Annotated in this window: 17 protein-coding genes; 9 read left to right on the top strand and 8 right to left on the bottom strand. The window is 63.7% G+C overall.

Annotated elements, in window-relative coordinates; all coding sequences use genetic code 11:
- Positions 1-132: 132 nt before the first annotated feature.
- The 8 genes from JN280_RS27750 to arsK all read left to right on the top strand — a co-directional run bounded on the left by JN280_RS27750 (position 133) and on the right by arsK (position 6,402).
- Positions 133-504: an ArsR/SmtB family transcription factor gene (locus JN280_RS27750; protein WP_202307109.1), complete on the top strand. Its 372-nt coding sequence runs from the start codon at positions 133-135 to the stop codon at positions 502-504.
- Positions 497-1,024, top strand: coding sequence for an arsenate reductase ArsC (locus JN280_RS27755; RefSeq protein ID WP_202307110.1), 528 nt, complete (start codon positions 497-499; stop codon positions 1,022-1,024). The genes JN280_RS27750 and JN280_RS27755 overlap by 8 nt, the downstream gene beginning before the upstream one ends.
- A 3-nt stretch (positions 1,025-1,027) precedes the next feature.
- A complete protein-coding gene (gene arsB / locus JN280_RS27760) occupies positions 1,028-2,086 on the top strand; it encodes an ACR3 family arsenite efflux transporter (RefSeq protein WP_202307111.1) in 1,059 nt (352 codons plus the stop codon).
- On the top strand, positions 2,083-2,508 hold the full coding sequence (gene arsC / locus JN280_RS27765) for an arsenate reductase (glutaredoxin) (RefSeq protein ID WP_202307112.1): 426 nt from the start codon (positions 2,083-2,085) through the stop codon (positions 2,506-2,508). Before arsB ends, arsC begins: the two co-directional genes overlap by 4 nt.
- A complete protein-coding gene (gene arsH / locus JN280_RS27770; RefSeq protein WP_202307113.1) occupies positions 2,483-3,211 on the top strand; it encodes an arsenical resistance protein ArsH in 729 nt (242 codons plus the stop codon). Before arsC ends, arsH begins: the two co-directional genes overlap by 26 nt.
- A 93-nt stretch (positions 3,212-3,304) precedes the next feature.
- Positions 3,305-3,622: an ArsR/SmtB family transcription factor gene (locus JN280_RS27775; RefSeq protein WP_202307114.1), complete on the top strand. Its 318-nt coding sequence runs from the start codon at positions 3,305-3,307 to the stop codon at positions 3,620-3,622.
- Between the two features lie 48 nt (positions 3,623-3,670).
- Positions 3,671-5,140, top strand: coding sequence for a flavoprotein (locus JN280_RS27780; RefSeq protein ID WP_244742171.1), 1,470 nt, complete (start codon positions 3,671-3,673; stop codon positions 5,138-5,140).
- A complete protein-coding gene (gene arsK, locus JN280_RS27785) occupies positions 5,140-6,402 on the top strand; it encodes an arsenite efflux MFS transporter ArsK (protein WP_202307115.1) in 1,263 nt (420 codons plus the stop codon). The genes JN280_RS27780 and arsK overlap by 1 nt, the downstream gene beginning before the upstream one ends.
- Before the next feature lie 141 nt (positions 6,403-6,543).
- On the opposite strand, the gene JN280_RS27790 is transcribed toward arsK, so the two are convergent.
- From JN280_RS27790 to JN280_RS27805, 4 genes are all read right to left on the bottom strand, one after another.
- Positions 6,544-6,906: a cupin domain-containing protein gene (locus JN280_RS27790; RefSeq protein ID WP_202307116.1), complete on the bottom strand. Its 363-nt coding sequence runs from the start codon at positions 6,904-6,906 to the stop codon at positions 6,544-6,546.
- Positions 6,907-6,960: 54 nt separating this feature from the next.
- A complete protein-coding gene (locus tag JN280_RS27795; RefSeq protein ID WP_202307117.1) occupies positions 6,961-8,244 on the bottom strand; it encodes an O-acetylhomoserine aminocarboxypropyltransferase in 1,284 nt (427 codons plus the stop codon).
- A gap of 168 nt (positions 8,245-8,412) precedes the next feature.
- Positions 8,413-8,934 carry a CoA-binding protein gene (locus JN280_RS27800; RefSeq protein WP_202307119.1) on the bottom strand — a complete coding sequence of 174 codons (522 nt, stop codon included), beginning with the start codon at positions 8,932-8,934 and terminating at the stop codon, positions 8,413-8,415.
- Positions 8,935-9,076: 142 nt separating this feature from the next.
- Entirely contained in the window at positions 9,077-9,898 is an 822-nt protein-coding gene (locus JN280_RS27805; protein ID WP_202307121.1) for an enoyl-CoA hydratase, read from the bottom strand.
- A 156-nt stretch (positions 9,899-10,054) separates the two neighbouring features.
- On the opposite strand from JN280_RS27805, the gene JN280_RS27810 reads away from it, so the two are divergent.
- On the top strand, positions 10,055-10,501 hold the full coding sequence (locus tag JN280_RS27810) for a PaaI family thioesterase (protein WP_202307124.1): 447 nt from the start codon (positions 10,055-10,057) through the stop codon (positions 10,499-10,501).
- 150 nt (positions 10,502-10,651) lie between these two features.
- On the opposite strand, the gene JN280_RS27815 is transcribed toward JN280_RS27810, so the two are convergent.
- From JN280_RS27815 to JN280_RS27830, 4 genes are read right to left on the bottom strand one after another with little or no spacing between them, the layout of a single operon-like run.
- Positions 10,652-11,452: a 3-methyl-2-oxobutanoate hydroxymethyltransferase gene (locus JN280_RS27815; RefSeq protein ID WP_202307126.1), complete on the bottom strand. Its 801-nt coding sequence runs from the start codon at positions 11,450-11,452 to the stop codon at positions 10,652-10,654.
- Entirely contained in the window at positions 11,449-12,690 is a 1,242-nt protein-coding gene (locus JN280_RS27820; RefSeq protein WP_202307127.1) for an NAD(P)/FAD-dependent oxidoreductase, read from the bottom strand. Before JN280_RS27820 ends, JN280_RS27815 begins: the two co-directional genes overlap by 4 nt.
- A gap of 16 nt (positions 12,691-12,706) precedes the next feature.
- Positions 12,707-13,027: a MocE family 2Fe-2S type ferredoxin gene (locus JN280_RS27825; RefSeq protein WP_202307128.1), complete on the bottom strand. Its 321-nt coding sequence runs from the start codon at positions 13,025-13,027 to the stop codon at positions 12,707-12,709.
- 26 nt (positions 13,028-13,053) lie between these two features.
- Entirely contained in the window at positions 13,054-14,148 is a 1,095-nt protein-coding gene (locus JN280_RS27830; protein WP_202307129.1) for a fatty acid desaturase family protein, read from the bottom strand.
- Positions 14,149-14,157 lie beyond the last annotated feature (9 nt).

The raw sequence follows: 14,157 nt of genomic DNA on the forward strand, positions 1-14,157 counted from the left end.
TCTCCGCGCTGAGCAACGTCGCGGCATCGCATATCGTGCGGCTCCATCCGTCCGGACCCGGCGCCCGAAGCTTGGGGAGGCATGCCCCCGATGTCTCTTGCTTTGAGTCCATATGTCGACTAGTCTCGACACATGGAAAAAGAACAAGCGATCCTTGCCTTCGCCGCGCTGGCGCAATCGACGCGGCTCGATGTTTTCCGGCTGCTCATCGGGCATGAGCCGCATGGCCTGCCGGCGGGTGACATTGCACGGCACATGGCGGTGCCTCACAACACGATGTCGACACATCTTGCGGTGCTGGCGCGCGCCGGATTGATCGAGGCCGAACGGCAAAGCCGATCGATCGTCTATCGGGCCCGTCTCGATGCGGTCCGGGCGCTTGCCGGCTACCTGCTCAAGGACTGTTGCGGTGGGCGGCCCGAGATATGCGAGCCGCTGATCGCCGACCTGTCCCCATGTTGCCCACCCAACCATCCTGCCCTCGAGGAGGTCGCCCATGACTGACCGCATCTACAACGTTCTGTTCCTTTGCACGGGCAATTCCGCGCGCTCGATTCTGGCGGAGGGTATCCTGCGCAAGGAGGGGGCGGGCCGATTCAACGCGTATTCCGCCGGCAGCACGCCAAAGGGTTCGGTCAACCCCTTCGCCCTGAAAGTCCTGGCGGCGCTCGATTATCCCACCGACGGCTACCGCTCCAAATCATGGGATGAATTCGCGGTGCCGGGGGCGCCCGAAATGGATTTCGTCTTCACAGTCTGCGACGACGCCGCCGGCGAAGCCTGCCCGGTCTGGCCCGGCCAGCCTATGACGGCGCATTGGGGTATCGAAGACCCTTCCAATGTCGAGGGCACCGACATCGAGAAGGAACGCGCCTTCAGCACGGCTGCCAGGTTCATGAAGAACCGGATCATGGCCTTCCTCAGCCTGCCGCATGCCTCCATCGATCGCATGGCGCTCGATCATCACTTGAAGGCAATCGGTCGTCTCGACGGCACAACCTCCAAGACCACGGACGTTGCCTGAACCATGTCGACATTCGAACGCTATCTGACCTTATGGGTCGCGTTGTGCATTGTCGCAGGCGTCGCCCTCGGACACATGCTGCCGGGCCTGTTCCACGTCATTGGCTCCGCCGAGATCGCCAGGGTCAATATCCCCGTCGCGGTCCTGATCTGGCTGATGATCATTCCGATGCTGCTCAAGATCGACTTCGCGGCGCTCCGCGAAGTGAGCCAGCATTGGCGCGGCATCGGGGTGACGCTCTTCATCAACTGGGCGGTCAAGCCGTTCTCGATGGCCCTGCTCGGATGGCTCTTCATCGGCTGGCTCTTCCGGCCCTATCTGCCCGCGGATCAGATCGACTCCTACATAGCGGGTCTGATCATCCTGGCTGCCGCACCATGCACGGCCATGGTCTTCGTGTGGTCGAACCTGACCAGGGGCGAACCACATTTCACCCTGTCGCAGGTTGCCCTCAACGACGCCATCATGGTGGTCGCCTTTGCACCGATCGTCGGTCTGCTGCTTGGCCTGTCGGCGATCACGGTTCCCTGGGATACGCTTGTCCTGTCGGTCGTCCTCTACATCGTCATTCCCGTCATCATCGCCCAGCTCGTACGCCGGAGCCGCTTGGCGAAAGGTGGAGAGGCAGCACTCCAGGGACTTCTGCGTATGCTGCAACCGCTGTCCCTTGTGGCCTTGCTTGCGACGCTTGTCTTGCTGTTCGGCTTCCAGGGCGAACAGATCATCTCGCAACCCATGATCATTGCGCTGCTGGCCGTTCCGATCCTGATCCAGGTCTACTTCAACTCGGGCCTCGCCTACCTGCTCAACCGGCTCTCGGGCGAGAAGCACTGCGTCGCCGGCCCCTCCGCACTGATCGGCGCATCGAACTTCTTCGAGCTCGCCGTGGCGGCCGCCATCAGCCTGTTCGGCTTCAGCTCGGGCGCAGCCCTTGCCACCGTCGTCGGCGTGCTGGTCGAAGTTCCCGTGATGCTGTCGGTCGTATGGATCGTGAACCGCAGCAAGGATTGGTACGAACGCGGGCCCGCGGTCCGCGCTGAAGAAGCCCAGAGGATCGCATGACCGACGTCACCATCTACCACAACCCCGAATGCGGAACGTCCCGCAATACGCTGGCGCTCATTCGCAACGCCGGCGTCGAACCGAAGGTCATCGAATATCTGAAGACACCGCCGAGCCGGATCGCTCTCGCGGAGTTGATCGCCGAGGCGGGCCTCACCGTCAGGGATGCGATCAGGGAAAAGGGAACGCCCTATGCAGACCTTGGCCTCGACGACCCGACGCTCACCGACGAAGATCTGCTCGATGCCATGCTCGAGCATCCCATATTGATCAATCGTCCGTTCGTGGTGACCCCCTGGGGTGTCCGGCTCAGCCGCCCGTCAGAGGTCGTGCTCGACATTCTCCCGCTCCCCCAGAAAGGTCCGTTCGCCAAGGAGGATGGCGAGCTCGTGATCGATGCCGAAGGAAATCGCGTTGCCTGACCTTCCCAATATTGTCGAGCAACTCCTGCGCCTTCCCGATCCGTCGTCCCTGCGTGTTCCGCTCTCGACGCACAAGCCTCGCATACTTCTTCTTTATGGCTCCTTGCGCCAGCGTTCCTACAGCCGCTTTCTCACCCTGGAGGCGCAGCGCCTGCTTGATGCGCTGGGGGCCGAAACCCGCGTCTATCATGCGAATGGCCTGCCTTTGCCCGATGACGGATCGCCAGAACACCCCAAGGTGCAGGAGTTGCGCGAGGCCATGCTTTGGTCCGAGGGTCAGGTCTGGACCAGTCCGGAACGTCACGGCGCCATGAGCGCCGTCATGAAGTCGCAGATCGACTGGATTCCCCTGCCCGGCGGCGCAATCCGTCCAACCCAGGGGCGGACACTTGCGTTGATGCAGGTTTCGGGAGGCTCCCAATCCTTCAATGCGGTGAACCAGATGCGGATTCTCGGCCGCTGGATGCGGATGATCACCATTCCGAACCAGTCCAGCGTGGCGAAGGCATATCAGGAGTTCGACGAAGCGGGCCGCATGAAGCCGTCTTCCTTTTACGACCGTGTGGTCGACGTCATGGAAGAGCTCATGAAGTTCACCCTGCTGACACGGGACATTTCCGGCTATCTCACCGACCGCTACAGCGAAAGAAAGGAGGATGCCGCGAAACTCGAGGCACGTGTGAGGCTGAAGGAGGCAACCTGACCTCCGCTTATCCCGGCGTCCTCAACGCGCCATATTTCGACAAACATCGAAATAGCCGTTGACAGTGCCGGAAAATGCGCCGAAGCTATTTCTATGAAACTCGAAGAAGCGGCAACACAGCTGGAGGCGCTCGGCAATCCGACCCGGCTAAGGGTGTATCGGGCACTGGTTCGTGCAGGCGAAGAGGGCCTCCCGGTCGGCCAGCTCCAGGACCGGATAGGCATCGCAGCGTCGACGCTCTCCCATCACCTGCATCGCCTGATCTCGACGGGACTGGTGACGCAGGAACGACAGGCCACCACCCTCATCTGCCGCGCCAACTATGTTGCCATGAACGGTCTCGTGGGGTTCCTCGTGGATGAGTGCTGCCTGGACTCACAGTGCATCGGCAGTGAAGAAGCGGCCGCCTAGGCGCTCTTTTTTTGGCCTTCTATTTCTATGTTTCTGGAAGGATGGAATATGCCAACGACATCTTCTGACTCGCTTCCTATCGCGGTGATCGGTGCCGGACCGGTCGGATTGGCCGCGGCGGCACATCTCATCACGCGGAACCTTCCGGCAAGAGTGTATGAAGCCGGGAGTTCCATTGCCTGGAACATGCGCGATTGGGGCCATGTCAGGGTCTTCACACCGTGGCGCTATTGCGTCGATGCGGCTGCGATCGGCCTGCTCGAGCCGCATGGCTGGCGGATGCCTGCAGCCGATGCGTTTCCCACCGCAAACGAGATCGTCGGCGAGTACCTCGCGCCCCTCGCCCGAACACCCGAATTCGCCGGGATCGTCGAGACGGGAGCACGCGTGGAGGCAATCTCCCGCCTGGGGCTGGACAAGGTGGTCAGTCGCAGCCGGGACGAACGCCCCTTCGTTCTGTCGATCAGGGCCGCCGGCGGCACACGTCGCGAACGCGTCCGTGCCGTCATCGATGCATCAGGCACCTGGGCTACCCCCAATCCGCTTGGTTCAAGCGGCATTCCGGCCGACGGCGAGGCGGAATTCGCGGACCGGATCGCCTACGGCATTCCCGACGTGCTGGGGCGGCACCGTAGCGACTATGCAGGCCGGACGACGCTGGTCGTCGGAGCCGGCCACTCGGCGGCAAATTCGCTGCTCGACCTTTCGCGTCTCGCCAGGGTTGAGCCCGACACCCGCTTCTTTTGGGTCACGCGCAGCACCAATCTCATTCGCATCTACGGCGGGGGCGACGCCGACCAATTGCCGGCAAGAGGCGAACTTGGTGACGCCACGCGGGAACTCGTCGAGAGCGGTCGCGTCCGGCTGACGACGGGCTTTTCCATCCTCGCCCTGCGTGAAGACAACGGCCGGCTTGTCGTCGAAGGGGACACGGCTGAGGGAAGGCGGATCATCGGACCGGTCGACCGGATCATTGCCGCGACCGGGCAGCGTCCTGACCTGTCCCTGACGCGCGAGCTGCGGCTCGACCTCGATCCCTGGCTGGAAAGCGCCAGGGCTCTTGGACCGTTGATCGACCCGAACGAGCACTATTGCGGGTCGGTTCCACCCCACGGTTTTCGGGAGTTGGCGCATCCCGAAAAGGGGTTCTTCACGGCAGGCATCAAGAGCTACGGTCGGGCACCGACGTTCCTTCTCCTCACCGGGTACGAGCAGGTCCGTTCGATCGCGGCTGCCCTCGCCGGCGACACGGAAGCCGCCGAGAATGTCCAGCTCGTTTTGCCGGAGACGGCCGTCTGCGTGACGCAGTTTCCGGATCCCGAGAACGAGAAGGCCGGTTGCTGTGGAGGCCCGGCAACGACCAGGGCCGATGCATGCTGCGCGGCGGATGAGACCGCCAGGAATCTCGGCTTGGATGGCTGCGGCTGCGGCGAGTGGCCCAATATGCCGGCAAAGGTGGAAGCATCGGGTTGCTGCGGTTCCGGCAAGAATGTCGCACCCGCAGGCGAGGTTGCTTGATGTTTCACCGGGTCGGATCGATCCATCTGCCGCCAACGGCCGTCGTCTGGATGCTCGGCGCCACCCAGATCATCGGCTATGGCACGCTCTATTACAGCTTCGCCATTCTGGCGGGAGACATGGCCGGCGAGTTCCATTGGCCCGTCTCGTGGGTGTACGGCGCGTTTTCGGTCGCCTTGCTGTTCGGCGGCCTGGTCGCACCTGCTGTCGGACGATATGTCGACAGCCACGGCGCAGCCCTCGTCATGGCGATTGGGTCAATCGCGTCGGCCGTCGCACTGGCATTGACGGCCATTGCACCGAACCCGATCGCGTTCACCCTGGGTCTGATCGCGATCGAGATTGCCTCGACCCTCGTCCTCTACGATGCGGCCTTCGCCGCGATCGTGCAGACGGCTGGAGCGGGCGCGCGAAAACGCATCACGCATCTCACGCTCATCGCGGGCTTCGCTTCGACCCTGTTCTGGCCGCTGACGACCTGGCTTCACGGCCTTCTGGACTGGCGCGGCGTGCTTCTGCTCTTCGCAAGCGCAAACGCCCTGATCTGCTTTCCGTTTCATCTGGTCCTGTCGGCGGCGCGAGCCGGTCGAACGACGGTGGGCATGCCATCGTCTTCGCCTCTGTTGGATGGGCCGGAGCTGCCTGTGCGACTGCAGCCTCGCGCACTCATCCTCGTAACGGCGGGTTTTGCGCTCTCCGGGTTCCTGTTGTCGGCCGTGCTTGCGCAGATGGTCCCGATGCTTCAGGCCCTTGGGCTCGGGGCGTCTGCTTTGCTGGTCTCCGCCTTGTTCGGCCCGGCTCAGGTCCTCGTCCGCTTCGTGAACATGATCTTCGGCGTGCGGCGCCATCCGCTCTTCATCACCATAGTGGCGGCCTCGATGCTGCCGGCAGCGGCGCTGATCGTCATCGGAACCGCGCCGATGGTCGCAGGCGCCGCCATATTTGCGATTCTCCTGGGTTTCGGATCGGGCCTGAAGAGCATCGTGCAGGGAACGCTTCCCCTCGCGCTGTTCGGAAGCGCTTCTTACGGCGAGCGGCTCGGTCGAATGGCGCGCGTCCGGCAATTTCTCGCAGCGATGGCGCCTTTTACGTTTGCGGTCGCCAGCGATCATTTCGGGGCTGCGTCCGCCCTGCTTCTGTTCGTCGTTGTCGCAGCGCTCGGCTTGGCGGCGTTCGTGGAGGTCGCGCGTATTCGGCGGCTCGCGTTCACGCCCGCCCAAGGAGAGGCCGTGCCGACGAGCGGGCGGCAGACCACCGCATAGAGCGCCCGCGCGCCCATTCGGACGTGCAAGGGACGACGCTCCACCATTTCGTATCGACGCGCGTCGCGCCTTCCGAGAATTGAGCGCAAGCTTCGGACCGATGCGCCAACAAGCGCCATTTGCGGATGGCGATCCCGCCGCTCAGCCGGATGGCGCAAGCAGGATGACATATTCCTTGCGAGTTGTTTCAAGCACTTCCAAGCTTCCCTTGAAGCCCGGCCGCAGCACGAAGCTGTCGCCGGCCTTCACGGTGCGCGCCTCGCCGCCCTGCTCGGCGATCACCGAGACGCCGGCGAGGATGTGGCAGAACTCCCACTCGTCATATTCGATGCGCCATTTGCCGGGCGTGGATTCCCAGACGCCGGCATAGAGGCCGCCTTCGACCTCCTCGACGTTCCATGTCCTGAACTTCGGATCGCCAGAGATCAGCCGCCCGGCCGCCGGCTCGCCGGCCTCGGGCTCGACCGCCGAGATATCGATGGAGGCGAAGCGCGATGACGGCATGGAAGGCTCCCTTTTGTCGGCCATCCATGCCACGCCGGCCCAATCTTCGCCAGTTCAGATCTTCGCCAGCGCTTGTTCGAGATCGGCGGTGATGTCGGCCACGTCCTCGATGCCGATCGAAAGCCGCACCACTTCCGGCCCGGCGCCGGCCGCCGTCTTCTGCTCGTCCGAGAGCTGGCGATGCGTGGTCGAAGCCGGGTGGATCACCAGCGACTTGGTGTCGCCGATATTGGCCAGATGCGAGAAAAGCTCCAGCGCCTCGACGAATTTCACGCCGGCATCGTAGCCGCCCTTCAGGCCGAAGGTGAACACCGCCCCGGCGCCGAGCGGCGAATAGCGCTGCTGCAGCGTATGGTTCTTGTCACCCGGCAGGCCGGCATAGGAGACCCAGGCCACTTTCGGGTGCTTCTGCAGATATTCGGCGACGTTGCGGGCATTGTCGGAATGACGCTGCATGCGCAGCGGCAGGGTCTCCAGTCCAGTGAGGATCAGGAAGGCGTTGAAGGGCGAGATTGCCGGGCCGAAATCGCGTAGTCCCAGAACGCGCGCGGCGATGGCGAAGGCGAAATTGCCGAAGGTCTCGTGCAGCACGATGCCGCCATATTCGGGGCGCGGCTCCGAGAGCATCGGATAGTTGCCCGACTTCGACCAGTCGAAGGTGCCGCCATCGACGATCAGGCCGCCGATCGAATTGCCATGGCCGCCGATGAATTTGGTGAGCGAGTGGACCACGACGTCGGCCCCGTGCTCGATCGGCCGCAGCAGGTAGGGCGTTGCCAGCGTGTTGTCGACGATGAGCGGCAGGCCGTGCTTGCGGGCGATGTTGGCGATCGCCTCGATATCGACGAACTCGCCGCCGGGATTGGCCAGGCTCTCGATGAAGATGGCGCGGGTGCGCTCGTCGATCTGGGCCTCGAAGCTCGAGATGTTCTCCGGCTCGGCCCAGCGCACCTCCCAGCCGAAATTCTTGAAGGCATGGCCGAACTGGTTGATCGAACCGCCGTAAAGCTTTCTGGCGGCGACGAAATTGTCGCCTGGCCGCATAAGGTTGTGGAACACCAGGAGCTGCGCCGCATGACCCGAGGCGGTCGCGAGACCGGCCGTGCCGCCTTCGAGGGCGGCGACACGCTCTTCGAGCACGGCCTGCGTCGGGTTCATGATGCGGGTGTAGATGTTGCCGAAGGCCTTCAACCCGAACAGCGAAGCGGCATGGTCGGCGTCGTCGAAAACATAGGACGTGGTCTGGTAGATCGGAACGGCGCGCGCGCCTGTCGCCGGATCCGGCTTGGCACCGGCATGAACGGCGAGCGTGTTGAAGCCTGGGGCGCGTTGCGACATGTCCATCTCCCTGAGACACCTGAAAAACCGGCGCATTCTTGGCTGACCAAGCCGGCGAATGCAAAGAAGAAATTGCTGAAAAAATGAGCGAATAGCGAATAGCGAGTAGGGCGAAGGAAATGGAGCGCCGTTCCCGACGCCCCTATTCGCTACTCGCTATTCGCTCCCCTATCTCCCCCTGACGCCGAAGCTCTGGAAGCCCTGCCGCATGATCGGCTTCTTGGACGAGATCACGCGGCTATTGACGCCGTTCCAGCCGATCTCGCCGGAGAGGCGCCCGTATTCGATTTTGGGGCAGCGATCCATCACCACCTTGATGCCGGCCGCTTCCGCTTTGGCGGCGGCCGCATCGTGGCGCACCGTGAGTTGCATCCAGATCACCTTCGGCAGCGGGTCGAGCGCCAGCGCCTCGCCGACGATCGGCGGCACGGCATCGGATGCGCGGAAGATGTCGACCATGTCGACAGGCTCGGGCACGTCCGCCAGTCGGGCATAGGTCGGCCTGCCGGCGATCTCCTTGCCCGCCTGCCCGGGATTGATCGGGTAGACGACAAACCCCTTGTCGACCAGATATTTGGTCACGAAGAAGCTCGGCCGAACGTCATTGGCCGAGGCGCCGACGACAGCAACGGTGCGCACGGAGTTCAGGATGCCGGAAATGTAGTCGTTGTCGTAGCGATCGTGGTTCATGCCTCGTCCTCATACAGCGCCTCGGCCAGAAAGCCAGCGGGGTCGCCGCAGAAATTATCATGCGGAAATGATCGGTGTCGCGGAAGTCGCCGTCCTCTAACCGACTGGGCGGATCACCGGCCAGGCGCGGCGAGACGGAATGTCATTCGCCTGTCCACTCCGGCTTGCGCTTGCCGATGAAGGCGCCGATGCCCTCCTCGGCGTCGCGGGCCAGCATGTTCTCCACCATCACCCGCGCGGTGTAGTCATAGGCTTCCGAGAGGCCCATCTCGGCTTGCCGGTAGAACGCCTCCTTGCCGATCTTCAGCGTCAGGGGTGATTTGGAAACAATGGTTTGCGCGTATTTCGTCACGACCTGAGTCAAATATTCGCGCGGCACCACGCGATTGACGAGCCCGAATTCGCGCGCCGTGCCGGCGTCGATCGTCTCGCCGGTCAGCAGCATCTCCATGGCATGCTTGCGCGAAACATTGCGTGACAGCGCCACCATCGGCGTCGAACAGAACAGCCCGATATTGACGCCAGGGGTAGCGAATGTGGCCTGGTCCGACGCGATGGCGAGATCGCAGCTCGCCACAAGCTGGCAGCCTGCCGCAGTCGCGACACCGTCGACCTCGGCGATGACAGGCTTGGGCAGCCGCACGATGGACTGCATCAGGGCCGCGCAGCGCCCCATGGTGAGTTCGAAGAACGCCCTCCCCCGGTCCGGATCAGTCCGGTGCGCGGTCAGTTCCTTCAGGTCGTGGCCGGCGGAGAACACTTTGCCCGGGGCGGAGATCACGACGACGCGCACGGCCTTGTCGTCGCGGGCCGCGTCGAGCTCGGCCTGCAGCGCCTCCATGAAGGCGAGCGAAAGCGCATTGGCCGGCGGGTTCATGAGCGTGAGGCGAAGAATGCCGCCGTCGAGCGCGGCATGCACCGGCCCCTGCTCGTGATTGCGTTTCAACGCGACGACTTCCGCCATGGCGGCGACTCCATTCGGCCTTCATATAGGACTTTTCGGCCAAAGAACTATCACGCGCTGGGTTGAAGAACAGCACCGAAATGTGTCTTCTGGCTTCCGTTTACGGAAACGGAAGACTCTGGGACGCCGTCCCGGCCCCAAGGACAGGAAGCAGGAATGCCAGCACAGGCCAGGCTCGAGCCGCTGATGACGGCGGATGAAGTGAACGACCTCCTGAGGAAGGTCTATCCCCAACTCAACGAGCAGTTCGAATTCTATCACGCGGTCGACGTGTTCCCGGGCGGCTGCACGGTGCGGCTCAACGCCGACGACAGGCACTTGAGGCCGGGCGGCACGGTGTCGGGCCCGTCCCTGTTCACGCTGGCCGACATCGGCGGCTATGTCTGCGTGCTCACCCATGCCGGTCCCGACGCGCTGTCGGTGACGACGAACCTCAACATCAATTTCGTGCGCAAGGCCGAGGCCGGCCCGATCGACGGTCACTGCCGTATCCTGAAGCTCGGCAGGAGCCTGATGGTCTTCGACATCGACATCGTCGCGGGCCCCGACCGGCAGACGGTCGCGCATGCCACCGGAACTTATTCCATCCCGCCGAAGCGGTAAGGCGCTGCCTCAGGCACATTATAAGCCAGGCGATATGCGTCCATCACTTGTATCGCGGCGCAGCGCGCCCCACCGGGCAGCGGTCGGCCAATCGATTACCGTGCGCTCCTTCGACGCCCATCGGGTCAGGCCACCTCGCGACTGTCTCGGTCAGGCTTGGTCGAGCCTTCTGATGAATTCCGCAAGCACTTGGCCATTCACGGAAACAACGTGTCCCGCGGCCGGGTAGACCCCGGTGGCGACGTCATCCGCGAACTCGCGAAAGGCACTGATACGCTCGGATTGAAGCCGGTCAAATTCGGCGACGAAATTGCGGTAGGTCTTGGAGTGACGTGGATAGTGGCCCCTGTGCGCCCCAAGTACGTCTGTCGCGAACAAATACTGGCCGTCGCAACCTGCCCCCGCACCCATGGATATCAGCACGAGCGAGGTGCGCCTCGAAATCTCGGCCGCCACGTCCTCGGGCACCACCTCGATCTCGGCCATGACCGCGCCGGCCTTTTCGAGGTCGCGGACACGCTGCCAGACCTCCATCGCTGTCTCGACGGTCTTGCCGACAGCCCTGAAGCCTCCTGTCCAGCTGATCTGCGAAGGGATCATCCCGACATGGCCGCAGACCGGAATCCGCTCTTCGGCGAGGCGCCTGACGACACGCATGCTGGCTGCGCAATAGACCGCGTCGGCACCGGCCCGGCGAGCCTCGAAGGCACCCCGAAGATAGTCTTTCGGCGTTAGATAGACGCCGTAGCTCAGGCTTACCACGCAGAAGACCGTGGGTACCGCCTCCCGGAACTGCGGATGCTTCAGAAGATGTGGCGGCACTGAAATCATGTCGATTCCGGCCTGCTCGGCCGCTGCCGCTTCCTCGATGCTCTCGACGCGCAACATGATGAGCTGGCGTTTGCCTTTGAGCGCCCGCAGATCGGCGATCGTCGTTTTCTTGGCTGTCACGACGCAGCTCCCGCGATTGCCTCCGGTCGCAACAGCGATTTCAGGCTGACGCCGCCGTCGGCAAGCAGTGCGGGATCGATGCCCCGGCGGCTTCTGATGAGCTGCTCGGCAACCTTGATTTCCCTGGCGGCCGATGTGCCCGGGCCGATTGCACTGGCAGCGAGCAGACGGCCATCCGCTGCCTGATCGAACACGATGAGCCCATCGTCGCGCAGCTTGCGCTCGACGGAGCCTGCCGACAATTCCGCCAGGCCCACCACCTGCAGCCCAAGCTCATACTGATCCGACCAGAACCATGGAACAGCATCGAATGGCGCGGGATCGCCCAGCATGGCCGAAGCGGCATGCTCGCCCTGTTCCCTCGCACTGCGCCAACTTTCCAGCCTCGCATGGCGGCCGCAATAGAGAGCGACCGGAAAACGGCAGCAATCGCCAGCGGCAAAAATGTGCGGATCAAGAGTGGCAAGGCTGCCGTCCACCACGATCCCGTCATCACACGCAAGACCGCTTGCGCGCGCCAGCCCGTCGTTCGGCGAGGCGCCGACACCGACGACCACGTGGTCGGCCAGAAGCGTTTCGCCCGTTCCCAGCCGGATCGCCACCTGCGATGGTCCGAGGCTCGCTTCGACGATGCGCGCGTTGGCCATGATACGCACGCCCTCGGCCGAATGACGTGCGGCAATGATCGCCGCGATGGGTGCCGGTACGCCGCGCTTGAGCACACGCTCTTGCGCCTCCAGCACGACGACCTCCGCGCCGCGTTGCCGCGCGAACGCGGCCAGTTCGAGACCGATGAAGCCGGCGCCGACCATGGCGAGCCTGACTCCCGGGCGTACGGCACGGCAAAACCGGCGAGCATCGTCCAGCGTACGCACGGTCATGATGCGCTCATGTGTCGGCAACCCATTCAGGCGGCGTGGGCTCGCGCCGGTCGCCAGCAGCAGCTTGTCATAGGCGAAGATGCCGCCATCACCTACCGCAACGGTCTGCGCGCTGCGGTCGATCGACGCCACACGGGTGGATTCCAGGAATGTTATCCCCGCCGAAGCCAGTCCCGACGGGGTAACGATTGGTTTCGGTTCGATCGCGCCGCCGTTCGTCGGCGGCTTGGAGAGCGGCGGCCTCTCGTAGGGCGCTTGAGCTTCCTCTCCGATCAGCGCGACCGGACCGCCGTAGCCATTGGCGCGCAAGCCGAGCGCGGCCGCGCAGCCGGCCTCGCCGGCACCGACGATGACCATTCCTCGCGCCCGCATCTCAAGCGACCGCGATCTGGACCCGTCCGCCGTCGAGCCTGACGGCATAGACGCCGAGATTCCTGCACACCGGGCCGCTCAGCGCCTGCCCGGACCGGTAGTCGAACCTGCCATTGTGTTTGGGACATTCGATCACGTGGTCCATCACCAGCCCGTCGGCTAGAGAGACCTGCTCGTGCGTGCACAGACCGTCCGTTGCGAAGAACCGGCCGCCGGGAGCATGGTAGATGGCATAGGTCTTTCCCTGATGGTCGAAGCGGACGACGTCTTCCTCGTCGACGTCGTCCACACTGCAGACATCAATCCAGTCGTGATCAGCCATGACTTCCTCCTCCGAAGCTTCGGTTCTCATTGAACGGGCTGCGGCATGACCGCGAGGTCATGAAGCTCATGGCGATAGGGCTTCGCCGTTGGGGGCAGTATGCGCTCCACATGATGGTAGGGATCGCGAGCCTGCCTGAAGACCGTAGGGACAATTTCGCGATAGGCCGCCCAGAGGCTCGGATATGGTACCGGCGTATCGTGCTTCATCATCTCGTGCAGCCGGGGCAGCGCATGATACGGCACCATCGGGAACATGTGGTGCTCGACGTGGTAGTTCATGTTCCAGTAGACGAAGCGGAACAGCGGATTCATCATCACTGTGCGCGAGTTGAGGCGGTGGTCGAGTACGTCCTCGGCCAATCCGGCGTGCTGGGTAAGGTCGAAGAGCCGCGCCAGCCAGGCGCCGTACATGGTGGGCAACACGCCGATCAGCAGGACGGGTATCCAGCTCCGCAGCAGCAGCGAAAGCGCGACGGTGCCGAGATGTATCACCAGCCAGACGCGCGCGGTCGTGAACACTTTGGCCCGCGCGGCCTCGGGGATGAAATCGCGCTCCTCCCCGGTCAGCCGACCGAGGCTGTGGCGAACCATCGAAACGATCGAGTTGCAGACGCCGCCCACGGCCAGGAAGCTCAGCAGGATCAGCGGCAGGTTTGGTGGCCGCTTGACGGCGATCTCAGGATCGCGCCCGACGATCAGTGTGTCTGTGTGGTGTCTGGCGTGGCTCCAGCGGGTCACCTCGGACTCGCGCATGACCATGAAGCTGGCAAGCTGATACACCATGTCGTTCATCCAGAATGTCCGGAAGGCGGTGCCGTGGCCGCATTCGTGCCAGCGTGAGTCCGACGCCGAACCGTAGAGCACGCCATACAGAGCGAAGAAGGGCAGCGCGAGCCACGAGCCGTCGAAATGGACGCCGCCGGCAGCACTCGCCGCCAGAAGCGCGAACCACAGCAGCGTGTCCCTGATGGCGGGTCCGTCGCTGCGCTGCATCAGCGCCTTCATTTCCCTGCGTGGAATCTCGGTGTGGTACCATTCGGCAGCGGCCAGGCCCGCCGCGACGGCTGCGCGTGAACTCGGTCCTGCGAGGCTGTAGTCGCGTAGCGGTTCGCCTGGCATCGTCTCCTC

The sequence above is a fragment of the Mesorhizobium sp. L-8-10 genome (assembly GCF_016756635.1).
GTDB lineage: Bacteria > Pseudomonadota > Alphaproteobacteria > Rhizobiales > Rhizobiaceae.

Coding starts and splice junctions, on each gene's coding strand:
- JN280_RS27750 (WP_202307109.1), top strand. CDS start 133: ATGGAAAAAGAACAAGCGATCCTTGCCTTCGCCGCGCTGGCGCAATCG.
- JN280_RS27755 (WP_202307110.1), top strand. CDS start 497: ATGACTGACCGCATCTACAACGTTCTGTTCCTTTGCACGGGCAATTCC.
- arsB (WP_202307111.1), top strand. CDS start 1,028: ATGTCGACATTCGAACGCTATCTGACCTTATGGGTCGCGTTGTGCATT.
- arsC (WP_202307112.1), top strand. CDS start 2,083: ATGACCGACGTCACCATCTACCACAACCCCGAATGCGGAACGTCCCGC.
- arsH (WP_202307113.1), top strand. CDS start 2,483: ATGCCGAAGGAAATCGCGTTGCCTGACCTTCCCAATATTGTCGAGCAA.
- JN280_RS27775 (WP_202307114.1), top strand. CDS start 3,305: ATGAAACTCGAAGAAGCGGCAACACAGCTGGAGGCGCTCGGCAATCCG.
- JN280_RS27780 (WP_244742171.1), top strand. CDS start 3,671: ATGCCAACGACATCTTCTGACTCGCTTCCTATCGCGGTGATCGGTGCC.
- arsK (WP_202307115.1), top strand. CDS start 5,140: ATGTTTCACCGGGTCGGATCGATCCATCTGCCGCCAACGGCCGTCGTC.
- JN280_RS27790 (WP_202307116.1), bottom strand. CDS start 6,906: ATGCCGTCATCGCGCTTCGCCTCCATCGATATCTCGGCGGTCGAGCCC.
- JN280_RS27795 (WP_202307117.1), bottom strand. CDS start 8,244: ATGTCGCAACGCGCCCCAGGCTTCAACACGCTCGCCGTTCATGCCGGT.
- JN280_RS27800 (WP_202307119.1), bottom strand. CDS start 8,934: ATGAACCACGATCGCTACGACAACGACTACATTTCCGGCATCCTGAAC.
- JN280_RS27805 (WP_202307121.1), bottom strand. CDS start 9,898: ATGGCGGAAGTCGTCGCGTTGAAACGCAATCACGAGCAGGGGCCGGTG.
- JN280_RS27810 (WP_202307124.1), top strand. CDS start 10,055: ATGCCAGCACAGGCCAGGCTCGAGCCGCTGATGACGGCGGATGAAGTG.
- JN280_RS27820 (WP_202307127.1), bottom strand. CDS start 12,690: ATGGTCATCGTCGGTGCCGGCGAGGCCGGCTGCGCGGCCGCGCTCGGC.
- JN280_RS27825 (WP_202307128.1), bottom strand. CDS start 13,027: ATGGCTGATCACGACTGGATTGATGTCTGCAGTGTGGACGACGTCGAC.
- JN280_RS27830 (WP_202307129.1), bottom strand. CDS start 14,148: ATGCCAGGCGAACCGCTACGCGACTACAGCCTCGCAGGACCGAGTTCA.